Genomic DNA, 17,363 nt, shown 5'->3' with positions numbered 1-17,363 from the left:
CTCAGGGCAGGCGGGAGAACCACCGCATCGACCCGGCTGCGGCGCCCATCGCGAACATCAGCCCGAGGCCGATGAACCGGGCGGAGATGTCCTGTCGTTCGGTGCGGTAGCCGACCGAGGAGCCGATGTCCTCGTAGACCTCGCGCAGTTCCTCGCTGCTGCCGGCGGAGTGGAAGCCACCCCCGGTGTCCTCGGCGACCGCCTTGAGGGTGTGCCCGTCGACCGGCACCTGGATCGGCCGGCCGCCGCGGTCGACGAACCCGCCGGGGGTGCCGAAGGAGATGGTGTGCACCGGCACCTTCGCCGTCACGGCCGCCGCGGCGGCCTCCATCGGGTCCATTCCGGAGGTGTTCGCCCCGTCGGAGAGCAGGATGACCCGGGCCGGCGGCGGCTGCTTCGCCGCGTTGGAGTCCAGGCTCTTGACCGCGCCGAGCGAGGCGCTGATCGCCTCGCCGATCGCGGTGCCCTGCACCCCGGTGATGCCCTCGGCGAGCCGGTCGATCCCCTCGTGCAGCGCCTCCCGGTCGGTGCCGGGCGGCACCACCACCGCCGCGCTGCCGGCGAAGGCGACCAGGCCGACGTTGAACTCGTCGGGCAGGCCGTCGACGAACTTCCGGGCCGCCTCCTTGGCGGCGGCGAGCCGGTCCGGTTCCACGTCGGTGGCGAGCATCGAGGTGGAGACGTCCACGGCCACCATGACGGTGGCCCGTTCCCGGGGCACCCGCACCTCCGCCGTCGGCCGGGCGAAGCCCACCACGAGCAGCGCCAGCATGGCCAGGAAGAGTCCGGCGGGCACGTGCCGCCGCCAGGAGGGCCGGGTCGGCGCGACCCGGTCGAGCAGCCGCAGGTTGGTGAAGCGCACGGCGTACCGGCTGCGCCGGCGCTGGGCGAGCAGGTAGCCGCCGGCCAGCGCGAGCACGCCGAGCAGCAGCAGGAGACGGGCGGGCGACTGCCAGGTCACGCGGCACCTCCCCGGGCGGCGGCCGGCGCGGCCGCCAGACGGCGTTGGGCGTGTACGTGGCGCACCACGTCGGCGGTCCAGTCCCGGTCGGTGCGCAGCACCAGGTGGGTGGCACCGGAGCGGCGCAGTGCCCGGCGTACCTGCTCGCGCTGGGCGGCCGCCGCGCTGGCGTAGCGCCGGCGCAGCGCCTCGTCGCCGGTCCAGACCTCCCGCCGTCGGCCGGTCTCCGGGCAGACCAGGGTGATCAGGCCGACGTCCGGCAGTTCCAGCTCGCGCGGGTCGGTGATCTCGACGGCGAGCACCTGGTGCCGGGCGGCGAGGCGGCGCAGCGCCGGCTCCCAGGGGGTCGGCTCGTCGTGGTGCTCGGGCAGGCCGTCGAGGAAGTCGGAGACCACCACGACCAGGCCGCGCCGGGTGGCGACGCGCTGCACCGCCGCGAGCGCCGCCGCCAGGTCGGGTGGTTCGGGCGGGACCGTCCGCTCGTCGTGCTCGCCGGTACGCGGGGCGGCCAGCAACGTCCGGAGCAGGCCCAGCAGATGGGTACGGCCGCTGCGGGCCGGGAAGCGGCGCAGCCCGGCCGCGGTGAGCACCTGTGCGCCGAGCCGGTTGCCGGTGCCGGCGGTGAGGAAGCCGACGGCGGCGACCGCCGCCACCGACAGCTCCCGCTTGTCCAGCTCGGCGGTGCCGAACTCCATGCTGGGGCTGGCGTCGACCAGCAGCCAGGTGCTGAGTTCACGGTCGGCGTCGACCTCGCGGACGTGCGGCACGGTGGTGCGGGCGGTGACCGCCCAGTCCATCCGGCGCACCTCGTCCTCGCCGGGGCGGTACTCCCGGCTGCCGGCGATCTCGCTGCCCGGCCCGGGCAGCAGGCCCCGGTGCTGGCCCTGGAGCAGCCCGTCGAGCCGCCGGGTCACGGTCAGTTCCAGCCGGCGCAACCGCTGGTCCCCGGTGAGGTCGGCCAGGCCCGGTCCGGCGGGCGCCGGCGCGGCGGGGCGCCTCATGCGGCGGCCAGGTCGGGGGCCTGCTCGGGCTGCGCGGTGGCCAGCATGGGCGGGGGCACCGCCTGCACCAGCCGGTGCACCAGCGCCTCGGGCGAGACCCCGTCGGCCACCGCGTCGAAGGAGAGCACCAGCCGGTGGGCCAGCACGTCCACGGCGAGTTCGCGGACGTCCTCCGGCAGCACGTACTCCCGGCCGCGCAGCAACGCCTGGGCCCGGGCGGCGGCGACCAGGCCGAGGGTGGCCCGGGGGCTCGCCCCGTACGCCAGCAGCGGGGCGATGTCGGGCAGGCCGAAGCGGCCCGGGTCGCGGGTGGCGAGGATGAGGCGGACGACGTACTCGGCGATCGCGTGGTGCACGAAGATGTGCTCGGCGCGCTGTTGCAGCCCGCGCAGCCGCCCCGGGTCGAGCACCTGGTGCGCGCGGGGCCGGTCGGTGCTCATCCGGTAGAGGATGGCCAGCTCGTCGGCGTCGCTCGGATAGTCGACGACGATCTTCATGAGGAACCGGTCGCGCTGCGCCTCCGGGAGCTGGTAGACCCCCTCGGACTCGATCGGGTTCTGGGTGGCGAGCACCAGGAACGGCTCGGGCACCGGCCAGCTCCGGCCGCCGATGGAGACCTGGCGCTCGGCCATCGCCTCCAGCAGCGCGGACTGCACCTTGGCCGGGGCCCGGTTGATCTCGTCGGCCAGCACCAGGTTGGCCATGATCGGGCCCAGTTCGATGTCGAAGGTCTCCTTCGACGCCCGGTAGATGCGGGTGCCGACGATGTCGGAGGGGACCAGGTCGGGGGTGAACTGGATCCGGGAGAAGGTGCCACCCACGACGGTGGCGAGGGTCTGCGCGGCCAGCGTCTTGGCCACACCGGGTACGCCCTCCAGCAGGCAGTGCCCGTCGGCGATCAGTGCGGTGAGCAGGCGCTCGACGAGCCGATCCTGCCCGACGATCACGCGTCTGACCTCGAAGAGGGTCTGTTCCAGCTCGTTGCCCGCCGGATCGGGATCGGCCGGGCTGGGCAGGCTGGCCAGGGTGTCCGAGATGTCCGTCACGGTGCTTGCTTCCCGGGCGGACCCCCGGCAAACGTCGGAATATCACCCCCTGGGAGGCCCTTTCCCACCCGGAGCGGGACGAGCCGCCCGTTACCTCGCCGACGGGCCGCGACGGTGCGTTCCACACCAGACGGTGCCGGCCCCCACGCGGGGACCGGCACCGGTCGGCGGTGTGCTCAGTTGGCGACGATCAGGTGGAACGGGCGGTCCGCCGGTGTGCCACCGGAGGTCCGGGTCTGGATGAAAACCGCGTTGGGAGTCAGGTAGCGCGGCGCGACCGACACCTCGCCACCGGGCGGGACGTTGTTGGGGTCGTTCGTGCCGATGGTCGCCACGAACGCCTTGCGCGTGACGTTGTAGTCGAAGAGCACCTGGTACTGCCCGGGGCCGTACTTGGTGGTGGACACGACGTTGGCGGAACGCTGCAGCAGCGTGCCGTTGGAGGCGACGACGGCCCAGGCGACGGCGCCGGCGGTCGGCGGCGCGGCCAGGGTCGCACCCTGCTGCATCGCCGCCTTGGCCTTGCGCGCGTCCTCCGCCGAGACGGGCGGCTGGGTGGTGCCGCCGGGCTGCCGGACGCCGGGCTGGCTGACCTCGGCCGGGGCCTTGGTCGTCGGCTGGGCGGCGGCGATTCCCCCGCCGGCCAGGGTGAGCGCCAGGACGCCGAGCGTCACCGCCGCCGCCTTGCGCCTGAAGAATGTGGCCATGACAGGTCTCCCTTTTTCTGACCGTGGTGATACGGCCGACGCACCTTTTCGGGCGAGCCGGATGATTGTTGCGGACGAGCCGGGTTGACGAAAGCGATGCGCTTTCATCCGCACCAGGCATGTTGACTTCTCAACATTCTTTACCCCGGCTGAGCTGGTGTTACTACGCTCCGTTGTGGGCGCCACAACCAGGAGGAAGGTAGCAGGACAAAAAGCCGAGCGTCAATAGTCGATCACGCTCGTCCGCATTTTCTGCGGCGATCTCCGAAATCGTGAGAGATGAAGGCGGCACCATTCATGAAATGGCGTGGCGCCCCCGGTGGCATCGGCGCGGGCGCTAGTCTGACGCTCATGATCACCACCGAGGCGCCGGCCCGGACCACGCACGGGTCGAAAGCCCTGCCGCTCTGCTGGCTGGCGGTGACCCCCGGGGCCGCCTGGGCGCTGGTCCGCCTGGCCGGGCTGGAACGCGGGCCACTGGTGCAGGCGGTCGCCTTCACCCCGTACGTCGCGGCCTGGAGCCTGGTGCCGGTGGTGCTGGCGCTCGCCCTGCGGCGGCGCTGGCCGGCGGCGGTCGCGGCGGTGGTGGCACTGGCGCTGCTCGGCACGGTCGCCCCTCGCGCGATCGCCTCCGGTCAGCCGGCGGCCGGCGGACCGGAACTGCGGCTGCTCACCGCCAACCTGCTCAAGGGCAGCGCCGACGCGCGCACGCTGGTCGGCCTGGTACGCCGGCACCGGGTGGACGTCCTGGCGGTACAGGAGTTCACCCCTGAGGCAAGCGCCGCACTCGACCGGGAAGGCCTGGCCGAACTGCTCCCCCACCGGCAGCTCAACCCGGAGGTGGGCACCACCGGCTCCGGGCTCTACGCCCGCTGGCCGCTCGCCGGCGGCGGCTTCCGGCGCAACGTCGGCTTCCAGTTCACCCAGGCGTACGCCACGGTGGCGGCGCCGGGGGCGCCCCCGGTGCGGGTCGAGTCGGCCCACCCGGCCGCGCCGTACGGCGTCGAGGTGGTCGACGAGTGGTTCACCGACCTGCGGGCGCAGCCGCGAGCCACCCCGGACGGCCCGGTGAGCATCCTCGCCGGGGACTTCAACGCCACCCTCGACCACGCCCCGCTGCGCGCCCTGCTCGCCAGCGGGTACGTGGACGCGGCCGACGCCGCCGGGGCGGGGCTGCGCGGCACCTGGGGCCCGTACGACGGCGACCCCATCCCCCCGGTCACCATCGACCACGTCCTGGTCGACCGGCGGATCGCCGTCCGGTCCGTCTCGGTGCACCCGGTGCCCGGCAGCGACCACCGCGCGGTGCTGGCCGAGCTGCGCCTGCCGGCGGCCTGACCCGGCCAGGTCGGGGCGGCGCAGACCCGGGCGGGTCGGACCACGGCGGCTCAGACCCGGGCGCGGTCCAGACCGTAGGTGAGCGCGTCGACCAGGGCGTGCCAGCTCGCCTCCACCACGTTGGGGTGCACGCCGACCGTCGTCCAGTCCCGTCCGGTGCCGTCGGCGGTCTCCAGCAGCACCCGGGTCACCGCGCCGGTGCCGTGGCTGCCCTCCAGGATGCGCACCTTGTAGTCGGCCAGCTCGAAGTCGCGCAGCTCGGGGTAGTGCCGGGACAGGCCGACCCGCAGCGCCTCGTCGAGGGCGTTGATCGGGCCGTTCCCCTCGGCGGTGGCGATCACCCGCTCGCCACGTACCCGGATCTTGACGGTGGCCTCGGAGACCACCGCGCCGTCCTCGCGGTGCTCGACCAGCACCCGGTACGACTCCAACGCGAACGGCCGGGGCGGCGCCGCATCCGGCAGCTCGGAGCGGACCAGCAGCTCGAACGAGGCGTCGGCCGCCTCGAACGACCACCCACCCGCCTCCAGCTCCTTGACCCGGCTGGTGACCTTCGACAGCGTCTCGGGATGGCCGGCCAGGTCCAGGCCCAGCTCGCGGCTCTTGAGCTCGACGCTGGCCCGGCCGGCCATCTCGGTCACCAGGATCCGCATGTCGTTGCCCACCACCGCCGGATCCACGTGGTTGTAGAGCAACGGGTCGACCTTGATCGCGCTCGCGTGCAGCCCGGCCTTGTGGGCGAAGGCGGCGGCCCCGGCGTACGCCTGGTGGGTGTCGGGGGCGATGTTGGCGATCTCGGCGATGGCGTGCGAGACCCGCACCATCTGCTCCAGGCAGCCCTCCGGTAGGACGGGCAGCCCGAGCTTGAGCTGGAGGTTGGCGACGACAGCGAAGATGTCGGCGTTGCCGGGGCGCTCGCCGTAGCCGTTGGCGGTGCCCTGGACGTGCCGGACTCCTGCCTCGACGGCGGCGACGGTGTTGGCCACCGCGCAGGCGGTGTCGTTCTGGGCGTGCATGCCGAACAGCTCCGGGGCCAGGCCGGTGCGCGCGGTCAGATCGGCGATCGCGGCGGTGACGTGGGACGGCAGCATCCCGCCGTTGGTGTCGCAGAGCACGAACCGCTCGGCGCCCGCGGCGAGCGCGGTCTCCACCACCGCGGCGCCGTACGCCGGGTCGTGCCGGTAACCGTCGAAGAAGTGCTCGCCGTCGACGAAGACCCGCCGGCCCTGGGCGACCAGGTGGGTGACGGTGTCCCGGATCATCGCCAGGTTCTCCGCGCCGGTGGTGCGCAGCGCCCGTTCGACGTGCCGGAGGTCGGCCTTGGCGACCAGGGCCACCACCGGGGTCTCGGCGTCGAGCAGCCCCTGCACCTGCGGGTCGGCCGCCGCCGTGGTGCCGGCCCGGCGGGTGGCGCCGAAGGCGACCAGGACCGCGTGCCGCAGGTCCAGCTCGGTACGCGCCCGGCGGAAGAACTCGGTGTCCTTGGGCACCGCTCCCGGCCAGCCGCCCTCGATGAAGCCCACCCCGAACTCGTCGAGCAGCCGCGCCACGGCCAGCTTGTCGACCACCGAGTAGGTGAGCCCCTCACGCTGGGCGCCGTCGCGCAGCGTCGTGTCGTACACCTGGAACGTCATGGGAGTGCCTTCCTCACGGACCTCGGGCGGGGGCAACAAAAAGACCCCCCGCGGATGCGGGAGGTCTGCGCGCTCGGCGGAGGGGAAGCCGGCGCGCTAGCTGCCAATAATCAGGGCGGTGCTGGTCACGATCGTCACTCTGCCACCCCACCCCTGGTTTTGGGAGGAACAATCCATATACCGGGACGGTGACGCAGGGTGCCCGTCACCCGGTCCACCGGCGCCGCCGGGACCCAACGGGCCGCTCGTGATCGACTTCACAAGTCGCCCGGCTGCCACCAGGCGGAAACGGCGCTGCGGAAGTATCTGGAACCGATCAAGTTACCGGCTTCGTGCCGCTGACAAGCCGCTGCCAAGGAGGACCCGTGCTCACTGTCGGTGACCGCTTCCCTGAGTACGAACTCACCGCCTGCGTCTCGCTCGACGCCGACAAGGCGTTCGAGACCATCAACCACAAGTCCCACGAGGGCAAGTGGCGGGTGGTCTTCTTCTGGCCGAAGGACTTCACCTTCATCTGTCCGACGGAGATCGCCGAGTTCGGCCGCCTCAACGACGAGTTCGCCGACCGCGACGCCCAGGTGCTCGGCGTATCGGTGGACAACGAGTTCGTCCACTACGCCTGGCGCAAGGACCACCCGGACCTGCGCGAGCTGCCCTTCCCGATGCTCAGCGACATCAAGCGCGAGCTGACCTCGGCGTGCGGCGTGCTCGGCGAGGACGGCGTGGCGCAGCGAGCCACCTTCATCGTCGACCCGAACAACGAGATCCAGTTCGCCATGGTCACCGCCGGGTCGGTCGGCCGCAACGTCTCCGAGGTGCTGCGGGTGCTCGACGCCCTGCAGACCGACGAGCTGTGCCCGTGCAACTGGAACAAGGGCGGCGAGACCCTCGACGCCACCGCGCTGCTCGCCGGCGCCGGTGCCTGAGATGGGCCTGGACGCGATCAAGGCGGCGCTGCCCGAGTACGCCAAGGACATCAAGCTCAACCTCGGCTCCACGGTCGGCACCTCCACCCTGAAGCCGGAGCAGGCCTGGGGTACCGCCGTGGCCTGCGCGGTCGCGGCGCGCAACCCGGTGGTGCTGAAGGAGATCGTCGACGAGGCGGCCGCCCACCTCACGCCGGAGGCGGTCGAGGCGGCCAAGGGCGCCGCCGCCATCATGGCGATGAACAACGTCTACTACCGGGCCAAGCACCTCATCGGCGACGAGCAGTACGCCTCGATGCCGGCCCGGCTGCGGATGCAGATCATCGCCCGGCCCGGCGTGGACAAGGGTGACTTCGAGCTCTGGTGCCTCGCCGTCTCGGCGATCACCGGCTGCGGCGTCTGCCTGGAGTCGCACGAGAAGGCGCTGCGCGCCGCCGGGTACACCCGGGAGCAGGTGCACGAGGGGCTGCGCATCGCCGCCGTCGTTTCCGGGCCGCGGCGTGTGGGAGGGGGCCGCTCCGGGTACCTCGTTTCCGGACACGGAAGACGAACCCTGGCGAACGACGAGGACAGTCGGGACAGGAGTTACCCATGGAGAGGCTTGACCCGCACAGCACGCACGGCACGACCGAGCCGGTGCTCGACGGCGGTCAGGGAGCCTTCGCCGGAGGTGCGCCCGCGGGCGCCTTCAACCCGTGGAGCTACCGGGACGAGGCCGGGGTGGCCGACGCCGACCTGGTCGGCTACAAGGTCGAGGCCACCGACGGCAGCATCGGCAAGATCGACGACGCGAGCCACGAGGTCGGCGGCAGCTACCTGGTCGTCGACACCGGGCCGTGGATCTTCGGCAAGAAGGTCATGCTGCCGGCCGGCACCGTCAACCACGTCGACCACGACGAGCGGAAGGTCTACGTCGACCGCGGCAAGGACCAGATCAAGGCCGCTCCGGAGTACGACGAGACCAGCCACAGCGACCCCGCCTACCGCGACGAGCTGGGCGGCTACTACGACGAGACCTACGGCAACCTGCCCCCGGGCACCGCGCGCTGAGCGATCCGAGGCGTGACGGCCGGTGGGGTCAGACCCCACCGGCCGTTACCGTGTCAGCGTGGACGCCATCGAAGAGGTCAACCGCAGAATCCCCTTCTCCGTGATGTTCAACTTCCGCGACGTCGGCGGCTACCCCGGCCACGACGGTCGCACCGTCCGCTGGGGCCGGCTCTACCGCTCCGACTCACCGCACCGGATCGACGGCGCGGACCGGGACGCCTTCGCCGCGCTCGGCGTGCGGACCGTCATCGACCTGCGCCGCCCGTCCGAGGTGGAGCGCGACGGCCGGGTACCGGAGCTGGACGGGCTGGCGTACCGGCACATCCACCCGGAGCACGTCGACTGGGGCGAGAACCCCTACCAGCACGACACGGATCTGGCCCGCTACCTCGCCGACCGGTACGCCGCCCTGGCCGAGACGGGCGCCGCCGGGCTGGCCGAGGCGGTCGGGGTGATCGCCGACGAGTCCAACGCCCCGGTGCTGGTGCACTGCGTGGCCGGCAAGGACCGCACCGGTCTCGTCTGCGGCCTGACCCTGGCCGTGCTCGGGGTCCCCGACGCCGAGATCGCCACCGACTACGCGCTGAGCACCGAGGCCGCGGAGCGGTTCCAGGCCTGGTTCGCCAGCACCGGCCACCAGTTCCCGCCGGGGCTGCCGCCGCTGACCACCCCCGCCGAGGCGATGACCCTATTCCTGACGGAACTGCGCCTGCGGCACGGCTCGGTCGAGGGCTACCTGCGGCACGCCGGCGTGACCGAGGAGCAGCTCACCGCGCTCCGGACCCACCTGCTGGAGTGACGCGACGCCGCACGGCGACCCGGTGACGCCGCAACGGCCGAGCGCCGGCCACGCCGCTGTCGCGGCGGGCCGGCGGACGTCGGCATCGGTCAGAGGACGCGCTGCACCCAGCCCTGCGGGTCCTCGGCCTCGCCCCGCTGGATCGCCACCAGCTGCTCGCGCAGTGCCATGGTCGACCGGCCCGGCTCGCCCCCGCCGATGAGGAACTCCCCGTCCGGGAAGCGCACCCGGCCGATCGGGGTGATCACGGCGGCGGTGCCGCAGGCGAAGACCTCCCGCAGCCGGCCGCTGGCGGCGTCCGCCTGCCAGTCGGCGAAGCTGATGGGCCGCTCCTCGACGCGGTGCCCGGAGGCCGCGGCCAGGGTGAGCACCGCGTCCCGGGTGATGCCGGGCAGGATCGTGCCGGTCAGCGGCGGGGTGACCAGCGTGTTGTCGTCGTAGACGAAGAAGACGTTCATGCCGCCCAGCTCGTCGACGAACCGGCGCTCCACCGCGTCGAGGAAGACCACCTGGTCGCAGCCGGCCTCGATCGCCTCGGCCTGGGCGGCCAGCGAGGCGGCGTAGTTGCCGCCGCACTTCGCCGCGCCGGTGCCGCCGGGGGCCGCGCGGGTGTAGTCCGGGGAGACCCAGACGGTGACCGGCTTGACGCCGCCGGCGAAGTACGCGCCGGCCGGCGAGGCGATCACGCAGTAGAGGTACTCGTTGGCCGGGCGGACGCCGAGGAAGACCTCACTGGCGAACATGAACGGCCGCAGGTAAAGGCTCGCGTCGGGCCCGTCCGGGATCCAGTCCCGGTCGATCTCGACCAGCCGGCGCAGCGACTCGACGAACGTCTCCGCCGGCAGCTCCGGCATGGCCAGCCGCTTCGCGGAGGCGATGAACCGCCGGGCGTTGGCCTCCGGGCGGAACATGGTGACCGCGCCGTCCGCCGTCCGGTACGCCTTCAGACCCTCGAAGATCTCCTGCGCGTAGTGCAGCACGGCGCTGGCCGGGTCCATCGGGATCGGCGCGCGCGCCTCGACCCGGGCGTCGTACCAGCCCTTGCCCTCGGCGTAGCGGATGGTGACCATGTGGTCGGTGAAGACCCGGCCGAAGCCCGGGTTGGCCAGCAGGGCGGCCCGGTCGGCGGCGGATACCGGCGCGGGATTCGGACGGATCTCGAAATCGAGCTTGTCACCACCGCTCATCGCGCTGACCTCCCTGCGGGTTGACGGCGTGCGGGACCGCCCGCCGAATCACTGGTGCCAGAAACTTACCCCGAACGGTCGTTCAGCGGATAGCTCCGCCCCCGCCGATCGGCAACCCCGCAAGGGGCGTCGCGGGGGTGAGCGCCGACGGCGGCGGGGTGGACGCGGCCGGCCCCGGGCTCTGGCGAACCCGGGGCGGCGCAGCGTGCGACGTGGCCGGTCAGGCCACGGCGTGCGCGGCGAGCCGGTCGCCGACCTCCTCGGTGCGCAGCGGTACGCCCGGGGTACGGGCGGCCAGCTCGACGGCGACCGCGGCGGTCACCCGCGCGGCGGCATCGGCGTGGCCGAGCTGGTCGAGCAGGAGCGCGGCGGAGAGCACCGCGGCCACCGGATCGGCGAGGCCCTTGCCGGCGATGTCCGGCGCCGAGCCGTGTACCGGCTCGAACATCGACGGGTACGTCCCGTCGGGGTTGATGCTGCCGCTGGCGGCCAGCCCGATCCCACCGGTGACCGCGGCGGCGATGTCGGTGAGGATGTCGCCGAAGAGGTTGTCGGTGACCACCACGTCGTAGCGCTGGGGCTGGGTGACCAGGAACATCGCCGCGGCGTCGACGTGCTGGTACTCGGTGCTCACGTCCGGGTGCTCGGCGGCCACGGCCGCGAAGGCGCGCGCCCACAGCGAGCCGGCGTGGGTCAGCACGTTGGTCTTGTGCACCAGGGTGACCTTGCGGCGCTCCCGGCGGGCGGCCCGGGCGAAGGCGTCCCGGACGACCCGCTCGACCCCGTGCCGGGTGTTCAGGCTCTCCTCGGTGGCCACCTCGGCCGGGGTGTCCCGGTGCAGCACGCCGCCGGCGCCCGCGTACAGGCCCTCGGTGCCCTCGCGGACCACCACCAGGTCGACCTCGCCGGGCTTCACGCTGGCCAGCGGGCCCGGCACGCCGGGCCAGAGCCGCGACGGGCGCAGGTTGACGTACTGGTCGAAGGCGAAGCGGAGCTTGAGCAGCAGGCCGCGCTCCAGCACGCCCGGGGGGACGGACGGGTCGCCGACGGCACCGAGCAGGATGGCGTCGTGGCCGGCCAGCTCGGTCAGCACGCTGTCGGGCAGCACCTCACCGGTGCGGTGGTAGCGCGCCGCGCCGAGGTCGTAGCGGGTGGCCTCGATGCCGGGGTGCACGGCGTCGAGGACCTTGAGGGCCTGCGCGACCACCTCAGGTCCGATACCGTCCCCGGCCACCACCGCGATCCGTGCCACCTGGCGCTCCTCACCTCGTCGCTCTCGTGCACGGTACGTCGCCGTCCCGCCTCCCGGTACGCGTCTTCCAACATCCGGGAAATCAGAATGCTCAGGATGCTCCCAGGCGACATTCATGGTGCGGTCATCTCCGCTGCCTATGGTCGATGACGAACGGGTCACGGGGGCCCGGGACGGAATTGGCCGCGGCGCTGCGGCACCGTCGGCGAAGGAGCAGGTGTGATGCGGATCGACCAGCGGTACCGACCGGCCGGGACGAACGAGCAGCCCCGCACCCGATGGGTCGAACAGGCGATGTTCACCCGGCGCCGGCCGGACCTGCGACTGGGGACCGGCAGCCACCGGCTCGACCGCACCGGCGAGGCCACCGGCGACCGGATCGCCGTGCAGCACACCGTGCGGACCAGCACCGCCGAGTACTCGCTCCTGCTCAACGCCCCGGAACACGCCGGCCGCCGGCTCGTCGGGGACGCGCTGCGCGACGCGGTCGCCGAGCTGCGCGCCATCGACCTCACCTACGGCCCCGGCCGGCCGGACAGCCTGGTCTCCCGGCTGCGCCGGGGCGAGATCGCACCCGACTCGTACCCGCCCCTGGCCGACCTGGTGGACCGCTGCGCCGCGATGCGCGCCGCCACCGACGGCTGGTTCGACGCCTGGGCCGTACCCGGCGGTTTCGATCCCGGCGGCCTGCTCAACGGCTGGGCGGTGGAGCGGGCGGCGGCCCGGCTGCGGGCCGCCGGCATCCACGACTACGCCGTGCTCTCCGGCGCCGACCTCACCGTCCGTGGCCACGCCGCGCACGGCGGGCCGTGGCGGGTCGCGGTGCACCACCCGACCGACGCCCGGCGTGCCCCGCTGGTGCTGGAGATGACGGCCGGCGCGGTGGGCACCTCCGGGGTGACCGGCCGGCGCGACCACGTGGTCGACCCGCACACCGGCGAACCGGCCGACCAGCTGCTCGCCGCCACCGTCGTCGGGCCCGACCTGGCGGTGGCGGACGCCTACGCCACGGCCTTGTACGCGGCCGGCCCGACCGGGCTGGCCTGGTTCCGCAACGGCTCGGGATATCGGGCGCTCTTCGCCGGCCGGCGCCGCTGAGCCGCGGCGGCACGCCGGCCGATCCGTGGAGGGGGTCCACGGGTGGCGCGGTCGGCGGGCCCGCGATCGGCCCCCACGGTCTCGGCAACGACCGTGGGGGCCGGTCAGCGACGAGTGCGCGTGGCTCGCGCAATCGAGGGGTGCGGACCGGTCGGCCGGAACACCTGACCTCGTCACCCGAAGACGGGCCGAACGCTCCCACTCGGCCGGCAACCGCACCGGTACGCTAGCGAATCGACGCAACTCGACGCAAGAGTCTCCACAGCGGACCGTCGCGGACGGACTCGCGTCACCTTCGGCGTCGCTCGTCGGCGGGTCACTTGCGGGCAGGTGAACGACGGATGGCACGCTGTCCGCCGTGAGTTTCGATCTGAGCGTGTGGGCCCTGCCTGACGGGGCCACAGCGGAGGACGTCCGGGCGGCGGTGCGGCGGTGCCGCGAGGGACGCCACGACGACCGGCACCCCGACCCGCGGGTCGTCGCCTTCTACCGGGCCATCACCGCCAGCTACCCGGACCGGCGCACGGTACCGGGCACGCCGTGGGAGGTCGCGCCGCTGCACGCGGCCAACGACCACGTCGAGCTGAACCTCGTACCGACCTGCGAGGACCAGGTGCTGCTCGACATCGAGCGGCTGGCCGGCCAGCACGACCTGATGCTCTTCGACGCCCAGGACGGCTCGGTCTATCCGCCGCCGTCGCGGGTCGCGGGCTGACCCGCCGTACGACGAGGGGGCCCGGCCGAGTCGGCCGAGCCCCCGATGCGTCGTGCCTGGGTACTACTCGTCGCGCAGGTCGGCGGCGCTGGCCGAGGCCGCGCCGATCGAGTCGGCCGCCGAGGTGAGCAGGTCCGCCCCGAGGGCCTGGTCGACGGTGAGGGTCATCAGCGTCTCGCCGCCGGCCTCCCGCCGGGCCACCTGCATCGCGGCGATGTTGACGCCGGCCTCTCCGAGCAGGGTGCCGACGGTGCCGACCACGCCCGGCCGGTCGACGTAGCGCAGGAAGAGCAGGATGCCCTCCGCGCCGATCTCCACGTCGAAACCGTCCACCTCGGTCAGCTTGATGACGTCCCGGGTGCCGGTGTGGGTGACCGTGCCGGAGACGCTGACCGTACGGCCGTCGGGCAGCGCACCGCGCACGGTGACCAGGTTGGGGTGGTCGACCGTCTCGGCCTGGGTCACCAGGGTCACCTCGACGCCCCGCTCGGCGGCCAGGTGCGGCGCGTTGACGTAGGTGACCTGCTCCTCCACCACCGAGCTGAACAGCCCCTTGGTGGCGGCGAGCTTGAGCACCGACACGTCGTGGCTCACGATCTCGCCGCGCACCTCGACGGTGACGCTGGCGGCCACCCCGCCGGCGACGGCGGTGAAGGCCCGGCCCAGCTTCTCGGCCAGCGGCAGCAGCGGGCGGACGTCCTCGGCGACCACGCCGCCGGCCTGCACGTTGACCGCGTCCGGCACGAACTCGCCCTGCAGCGCCAGCTTGACGCTCTTCGCCACGGCCAGGCCGGCCTTGTCCTGCGCCTCGTGGGTGGAGGCGCCCAGGTGCGGGGTGGCCACCACGTTGTCGAAGGCGAACAGCGGCGAGGAGGTGCAGGGCTCCTTGGCGTACACGTCGACGCCGGCGCCGGCGACCCGGCCCTCGGCGATCGCGTCGGCCAGCGCCTGCTCGTCGACCAGGCCGCCGCGGGCGGCGTTGACGATCCGGACGCCGGGCTTGACGACGGCCAGCTCCTTCTCGCCGATCAGGCCCACGGTCTCGGGGGTCTTCGGCAGGTGGATGGAGATGAAGTCGCTCTCCCGCAGCAGCTCCTCCAGGCCCACCAGGCGGACGCCGAGCTGGGCGGCCCGGGCCGGCTGGATGTAGGGGTCGTACGCGATGAGCCGGGTGCCGAAGGCGGCGATGCGGGACGCGAAGAGCACGCCGATGCGGCCCAGGCCGACCACGCCGACGGTCTTGCCCTGCAGCTCGACGCCGGTGTACTTGGACCGCTTCCACTCCCCCGCCTTGAGGGCGGCGCTGGCCGCGGCGGTGTTGCGCGCGACGGCGAGCAGCAGCGCGACCGCCTGCTCGGCAGCGGAGACGATGTTGGAGGTGGGAGCGTTGACGACCATGACGCCCCGCGCGGTGGCGGCCGGCACCTCGACGTTGTCCAGACCGACGCCGGCCCGGGCGACCACCTTGAGCCGCGGCGCGGCCGCGATCGCCTCGGCGTCGATCTGGGTGGCGCTGCGCACGATCACCGCGTCGGCCTCGGAGAGCGCGGAGAGCAGGGCCGGGCGATCGGTGCCGTCGACGTGGCGTACGTCGAAGTCGTGGGCGAGCACCTCGATGGCGGCGGGGGCGAGTTCTTCGGCGATCAGTACGACAGGATTCATCGGTCCTCGTAGACGTCGTATGCGGTCGGCCTGGGGCGTCGGGACGCCGCGCTGCGCCCTGCGCTGATCCGAGCCATGGCCGGTTAGGTGCCGGCAACGCACCTATCAGGGATGGTAGGTGCCGCACCGGCCGGCGTGCCCCGGACTGCGGGGTGAGCGCCCTCACACAGCGTCGTCGCACGCCCGTCATCTCGCGTTCACCCGCCGCTGCGGTGGCGTGACCCGGATACAACGGAGCCCAGCATCCCCGCGGGGAGGGAGCCGGCCGTGTCATCCACCGTCCGCATCGCGCTGCTGCGCCGGCTGGCCCGGCGCGCACCCCTCCGCTTCGGCCCGCGACTGGCCGAGGCGTTGGTCACCCGGTCCCGACACGTGGGCAGCCGCTGGACCGCCGCCGCCACCGCGCGGCGCACCGCCGCCGCCGACGAGGCGGTGGCGCTCTACCGCCGGCTGGACGAGCGGCAGCCCGGCCGGCACCACACCGGCCTCGCCCGGGCGCTGGTCGCGCAGGCCGCCGTGCCGGACGACCGCACCGCAGCGTCGGCCGAGGCGCAGTGCCGGGAGGCGATCGGGTACGTCGAGGACGCCACCGACCGCGACGCGCTGCTCGTGCTCGCCGAGGCCCGCCGCCTGGCGGCCGTGAACCTGCACGCCTGCGGTGCGGTACGAGAGGCGCTGCCGCCGGCACTGGGCGCCCGGGCGATCTGGCGGCGGATCGGGCCACGCAACGCCGACGAGCGGGTGCGTTCGGCGTTGACGCTGGGCGTGATCGGGGACTGCCAGGCGACGCTGGGCCGGCCGGAGGAGGCGCTGGCCGTCCGGCGGGAGGCGATGGCGCGGCACCGGGCGCTGCCCCTGCTCCGCCGGGCCCGGTTCGCCCCGGCCGGCCACCAGCTGGCGATCGGCCTGGCCGAGTCGCTGGTCGCGGCGGGACGGCACGACGAGGCGCTGACGCTGCTCGCCGAGGTCCACACCGAGCTGGGAGCGCCGCTCTGGCTGCGGCTGCACCCGCCCTCCCGGCCGCGACTGGGCCGGATGCTCAGCATCATGGCGCGCTGCGAGGACGCCCTGGGCAATCCGGAGCGGGCCCGCCGCACCGCCGAGGAGGCGGTCGGGCACTGGCGGGTGGAGGCGGCGGCCGGGCCGCCGGGCCGAGCGGGTGGGCTGGCCGACGCGCTGCTCACCCTGGCCGCGGTGCTCGCCCGGACGGGCCGGCGGGACGAGGCGCTCCACCAGCTGACCGAGTCGGTCGAGCTGGCCCGCGACGTCGACGCCCACGTACTCGCCCGGGCCCTGCTGGACCTGGCGGAGCTGCGGATCGCCGCCGGTGACCCGGCGTCGGCCGCCGCGTCGGCCGCGCAGGCGGTCGCCCTCTGCCGGGCGTACTCCGAGCAGTTGCCGGAGGTGTGGTGGCCCCGGCTGGTCCGCGCGCTGGCGGTGACCTGTGCGGTGGCGGCGGCGGAGCCCGGCCTCGCGGCCGGCCGGGAGGCGGTGGAGCTGGCCCGCAGGCTGGCCGGGGCCGACCCCCGCTACCGCGACCTGCTCGCCGACGCCCTGGTGGAGCTGGGCCGGGCGGTCGACGGTGCCGGGGACGCGCTCGGCGCGAGCGACCTGCTGCAGGAGGGGGTGGCGGTCCGCCGCGACCTGTTCGCCGGGGACCGCGACACCCACCGGGGGCCGCTGGCCCGGGCGCTGGGCGACCTCGCCGCGCTCCTGGCCCGCCTCGGCCGCCGGCACGAGGCGGACCGGACGGCCGCCGAGGCGGAGGCCGTCCGCTCTGCCGGAACCGGGCCCGGAGCCGGGACTCCCGAAGAACCGCACGCAGCGTGACGGCAGGCCGGCGCAGCTCCCGCACGTCGATCCGACCGCCGGAAAGCCGACGCGGCCCGCGACCCGACGCCGGGGAGAGCGTCGGGTCGCGAGCCGCGTCGCGGCGGGGCCCCCCCGGGGGGGGCCCGCCCGTCGCCTCTGCCGGAGGATCACCTCA

Annotated in this window: 15 protein-coding genes and 1 pseudogene; 8 read left to right on the top strand and 8 right to left on the bottom strand. The window is 73.9% G+C overall.

Annotated elements, in window-relative coordinates; genetic code table 11:
• Nucleotide 1: 1 nt before the first annotated feature.
• The 4 genes from ACSNN7_RS19360 to ACSNN7_RS19345 all read right to left on the bottom strand — a co-directional run bounded on the left by ACSNN7_RS19360 (nucleotide 2) and on the right by ACSNN7_RS19345 (nucleotide 3,715).
• Nucleotides 2–961: a VWA domain-containing protein gene (locus ACSNN7_RS19360; RefSeq protein ID WP_436682237.1), complete on the bottom strand. Its 960-nt coding sequence runs from the start codon at nucleotides 959–961 to the stop codon at nucleotides 2–4.
• On the bottom strand, nucleotides 958–1,962 hold the full coding sequence (locus tag ACSNN7_RS19355) for a DUF58 domain-containing protein (protein ID WP_436682236.1): 1,005 nt from the start codon (nucleotides 1,960–1,962) through the stop codon (nucleotides 958–960). Before ACSNN7_RS19355 ends, ACSNN7_RS19360 begins: the two co-directional genes overlap by 4 nt.
• Nucleotides 1,959–3,008, bottom strand: a complete 1,050-nt coding sequence (locus tag ACSNN7_RS19350; RefSeq protein WP_436682234.1) for an AAA family ATPase — start codon at nucleotides 3,006–3,008, stop codon at nucleotides 1,959–1,961. The genes ACSNN7_RS19355 and ACSNN7_RS19350 overlap by 4 nt, the downstream gene beginning before the upstream one ends.
• Before the next feature lie 176 nt (nucleotides 3,009–3,184).
• The gene (locus ACSNN7_RS19345) at nucleotides 3,185–3,715 is read right to left on the bottom strand and encodes a hypothetical protein (RefSeq protein WP_436682232.1); all 531 of its coding nucleotides are present in this window, start codon (nucleotides 3,713–3,715) and stop codon (nucleotides 3,185–3,187) included.
• 351 nt (nucleotides 3,716–4,066) lie between these two features.
• Between ACSNN7_RS19345 and ACSNN7_RS19340 the strand changes: the two genes are divergently transcribed.
• On the top strand, nucleotides 4,067–5,053 hold the full coding sequence (locus tag ACSNN7_RS19340) for an endonuclease/exonuclease/phosphatase family protein (RefSeq protein ID WP_436682231.1): 987 nt from the start codon (nucleotides 4,067–4,069) through the stop codon (nucleotides 5,051–5,053).
• Between the two features lie 50 nt (nucleotides 5,054–5,103).
• Here the strand turns inward: ACSNN7_RS19340 and cimA are convergent, their stop codons facing one another.
• A complete protein-coding gene (cimA, locus tag ACSNN7_RS19335; RefSeq protein ID WP_436682230.1) occupies nucleotides 5,104–6,687 on the bottom strand; it encodes a citramalate synthase in 1,584 nt (527 codons plus the stop codon).
• A 365-nt stretch (nucleotides 6,688–7,052) separates the two neighbouring features.
• Here cimA and ACSNN7_RS19330 point away from each other — a divergent pair, with 365 nt between their 5' ends.
• From ACSNN7_RS19330 to ACSNN7_RS19315, 4 genes and pseudogenes are all read left to right on the top strand, one after another.
• Nucleotides 7,053–7,613, top strand: a complete 561-nt coding sequence (locus ACSNN7_RS19330) for a peroxiredoxin (protein WP_436682228.1) — start codon at nucleotides 7,053–7,055, stop codon at nucleotides 7,611–7,613.
• Between the two features lies 1 nt (nucleotide 7,614).
• Nucleotides 7,615–8,094: pseudogene (locus ACSNN7_RS19325) on the top strand (carboxymuconolactone decarboxylase family protein); the annotation flags it as partial.
• Nucleotides 8,095–8,204: 110 nt separating this feature from the next.
• Nucleotides 8,205–8,663: a PRC-barrel domain-containing protein gene (locus ACSNN7_RS19320; protein ID WP_436682227.1), complete on the top strand. Its 459-nt coding sequence runs from the start codon at nucleotides 8,205–8,207 to the stop codon at nucleotides 8,661–8,663.
• A 103-nt stretch (nucleotides 8,664–8,766) separates the two neighbouring features.
• Nucleotides 8,767–9,462, top strand: a complete 696-nt coding sequence (locus ACSNN7_RS19315; RefSeq protein ID WP_436682255.1) for a tyrosine-protein phosphatase — start codon at nucleotides 8,767–8,769, stop codon at nucleotides 9,460–9,462.
• A gap of 89 nt (nucleotides 9,463–9,551) precedes the next feature.
• On the opposite strand, the gene ACSNN7_RS19310 is transcribed toward ACSNN7_RS19315, so the two are convergent.
• On the bottom strand, nucleotides 9,552–10,649 hold the full coding sequence (locus ACSNN7_RS19310) for a branched-chain amino acid aminotransferase (RefSeq protein ID WP_436682226.1): 1,098 nt from the start codon (nucleotides 10,647–10,649) through the stop codon (nucleotides 9,552–9,554).
• Nucleotides 10,650–10,869: 220 nt separating this feature from the next.
• Entirely contained in the window at nucleotides 10,870–11,901 is a 1,032-nt protein-coding gene (locus ACSNN7_RS19305) for a 3-isopropylmalate dehydrogenase (protein ID WP_436682225.1), read from the bottom strand.
• A gap of 222 nt (nucleotides 11,902–12,123) precedes the next feature.
• Here ACSNN7_RS19305 and ACSNN7_RS19300 point away from each other — a divergent pair, with 222 nt between their 5' ends.
• Both ACSNN7_RS19300 and ACSNN7_RS19295 read left to right on the top strand, forming a co-directional pair.
• Nucleotides 12,124–12,999 carry an FAD:protein FMN transferase gene (locus tag ACSNN7_RS19300; protein WP_436682224.1) on the top strand — a complete coding sequence of 292 codons (876 nt, stop codon included), beginning with the start codon at nucleotides 12,124–12,126 and terminating at the stop codon, nucleotides 12,997–12,999.
• Nucleotides 13,000–13,357: 358 nt separating this feature from the next.
• Nucleotides 13,358–13,714: a hypothetical protein gene (locus tag ACSNN7_RS19295; protein WP_436682223.1), complete on the top strand. Its 357-nt coding sequence runs from the start codon at nucleotides 13,358–13,360 to the stop codon at nucleotides 13,712–13,714.
• Between the two features lie 63 nt (nucleotides 13,715–13,777).
• Here the strand turns inward: ACSNN7_RS19295 and serA are convergent, their stop codons facing one another.
• Nucleotides 13,778–15,376 (bottom strand): phosphoglycerate dehydrogenase, encoded by a 1,599-nt coding sequence (serA, locus tag ACSNN7_RS19290; protein WP_436682222.1) that lies wholly within the window; start codon nucleotides 15,374–15,376, stop codon nucleotides 13,778–13,780.
• A gap of 267 nt (nucleotides 15,377–15,643) precedes the next feature.
• Between serA and ACSNN7_RS19285 the strand changes: the two genes are divergently transcribed.
• Nucleotides 15,644–17,206: a tetratricopeptide repeat protein gene (locus tag ACSNN7_RS19285; protein WP_436682221.1), complete on the top strand. Its 1,563-nt coding sequence runs from the start codon at nucleotides 15,644–15,646 to the stop codon at nucleotides 17,204–17,206.
• The last annotated feature ends 157 nt before the right edge of the window (nucleotides 17,207–17,363 follow it).

The organism is Micromonospora sp. URMC 105, assembly GCF_051386295.1.
Classification (GTDB): domain Bacteria; phylum Actinomycetota; class Actinomycetes; order Mycobacteriales; family Micromonosporaceae; genus Micromonospora.
Note: the sequence above shows the minus strand (reverse complement) of the source record. Positions and strands in the feature narration are given on the sequence as shown.

Coding starts and splice junctions, on each gene's coding strand:
- serA (WP_436682222.1), bottom strand. CDS start 15,376: ATGAATCCTGTCGTACTGATCGCCGAAGAACTCGCCCCCGCCGCCATC.
- cimA (WP_436682230.1), bottom strand. CDS start 6,687: ATGACGTTCCAGGTGTACGACACGACGCTGCGCGACGGCGCCCAGCGT.
- ACSNN7_RS19320 (WP_436682227.1), top strand. CDS start 8,205: ATGGAGAGGCTTGACCCGCACAGCACGCACGGCACGACCGAGCCGGTG.
- ACSNN7_RS19300 (WP_436682224.1), top strand. CDS start 12,124: ATGCGGATCGACCAGCGGTACCGACCGGCCGGGACGAACGAGCAGCCC.
- ACSNN7_RS19345 (WP_436682232.1), bottom strand. CDS start 3,715: ATGGCCACATTCTTCAGGCGCAAGGCGGCGGCGGTGACGCTCGGCGTC.
- ACSNN7_RS19355 (WP_436682236.1), bottom strand. CDS start 1,962: ATGAGGCGCCCCGCCGCGCCGGCGCCCGCCGGACCGGGCCTGGCCGAC.
- ACSNN7_RS19340 (WP_436682231.1), top strand. CDS start 4,067: ATGATCACCACCGAGGCGCCGGCCCGGACCACGCACGGGTCGAAAGCC.
- ACSNN7_RS19310 (WP_436682226.1), bottom strand. CDS start 10,649: ATGAGCGGTGGTGACAAGCTCGATTTCGAGATCCGTCCGAATCCCGCG.
- ACSNN7_RS19315 (WP_436682255.1), top strand. CDS start 8,767: ATGTTCAACTTCCGCGACGTCGGCGGCTACCCCGGCCACGACGGTCGC.